The organism is Plantactinospora sp. B6F1 (assembly GCF_040120695.1).
GTDB lineage: Bacteria > Actinomycetota > Actinomycetes > Mycobacteriales > Micromonosporaceae > Plantactinospora.
The window spans coordinates 1-1521 of record NZ_JBEEAC010000085.1 but is presented as its reverse complement, the minus strand read 5'-3'; the positions used below and the strand labels follow the sequence as shown (position 1 = coordinate 1521).

The following is a 1521-nucleotide window of genomic DNA, read 5'->3' as shown; positions in this document are numbered from 1 at the left end:
CTGACACGAAAATCGGGCGTCCTGCCGAGGGTTGAGATCAGGTGGCTTCGATGGGTTGGATGGTGGTCTGGTAGCCGAGTTGGTGGAGCTGGTCGAGGAGTCGTCGGGCGTGGCGGGCTTTGCGGTGCGGGTCCAGTCGTTCGGTGAAGTAGTCGCCGCCGAGGTCGTGGTAGGGCAGGTCGCGGGTGAGCATGGTCCATGCGGCGATCAGGACGGAGTGGCCGACCGCGACGAGGGCGCGTTTCTTGGCTCGTCGTGAGGCGATACGTCGGTAGCGGGCTGCCAGGTAGGTGCCCTTGGTGCGGGCGGCGTTAACGGCGACCTGTCCCAGGACGGACTTGAGCCAGGGATCTCCGTGGCGGGTGGGGGCGGGTGCGCTGCGCGCGCCGGACTGGTTGTTACCGGGACACATGCCTGCCCAGGAGGCCAGGTCAGCGGCGGTGGGGAACCGGCTGGGATCGGCGCCGATCTCGGCGAGTATGACCTCGGCGGCGCGGCGACCGACGGCAGGGATGGTTTCGATCAGGTCGAGTTGGCGACGAAAGGGCCGCACCTGCTGATCGATCTGGTCGCTGAGGCGCTGTTCCATGGCGGTGCACGCATCGATGCGGTCGAGCATGACACGAGCCAGGAACGCGTGGTGGTCGCCGAACCGGCCGGTCAGCGCCTGGGTCAGTAGCGGCCGCTTGCGGCGCATGCTGGCCATGGCGAGTTCGGCCAGCACTTGCGGGTCACGCTCGCCGGCGATCAGGGCCTCCAGCATCGCTCGGGCGGACTTGCCGGTCAGGTCCGACACCACCGCCGACAGCTTGACCCCCGAATCCTCCAGGAGTTTCTCCAGGCGCTGAACCTCCCGGGTCCGCTCTCTGATGATCTCCGTGCGGTAGCGGGTCAGGTCCCGTAGCTGTCGGATCGGCTCCGGAGGCACGAAACTGGCCCGCACGAGACCGTGCTCGACCAGTTGAGCGATCCACTCACAGTCCTTGACGTCGGTCTTGCGTCCAGGCACCGCCTTCATGTGCCGGGCGTTGAGCAGCCAACAGTCCATATCGTGTTCCAGCAGGTAGAACACCGGCTTCCAATAGGCGCCGGTGGCCTCCATACCGACCACCGTGACCTGCTCGGCCAGCAGCCAGTCCCGCATCACCAGCAGATCCGCGGTCATCGTGGTGAACGTCCGAACCTCCCGGCGACGCCGCTGACCCGACCCCGGCGTCCGGACACACACCTTGACGTCGGTCTTGCTGATGTCGATGCCCGCGCATCGACGATTCACCACATCCATGGCCGTGTCTCCTTCCCTCACCGGCCATCAAGGCGGGCCGTCCGGGAGGATCAACAGGCTGAAGAGTCTGACACGCGTGCTCGAAGCAACAGTTCCGGGTGCCTGTCATCAAGATCCTCAGCGTCCTACTGACAGACGGGCTCACAGCGCCAAGACGAGACGACGACATCCGGACGGCCCAGCCCGATTTTCACCCCGCTCGGGGTCGCGCCGCCAGGCACGCGGACTACTGACAG

At 66.3% G+C, this 1521-nt stretch carries 1 protein-coding gene; it reads right to left on the bottom strand.

Annotation, left to right across the window (positions count from 1 at the left end):
* Nucleotides 1-37: 37 nt before the first annotated feature.
* Nucleotides 38-1285, bottom strand: a complete 1248-nt coding sequence (locus tag ABNF97_RS33870) for an IS110 family RNA-guided transposase (RefSeq protein ID WP_349341058.1) — start codon at nucleotides 1283-1285, stop codon at nucleotides 38-40.
* Nucleotides 1286-1521 lie beyond the last annotated feature (236 nt).

Excerpts from the sequence above, each read along its gene's own strand:
- ABNF97_RS33870 (WP_349341058.1), bottom strand. The coding sequence starts at position 1,285 with ATGGATGTGGTGAATCGTCGATGCGCGGGCATCGACATCAGCAAGACC.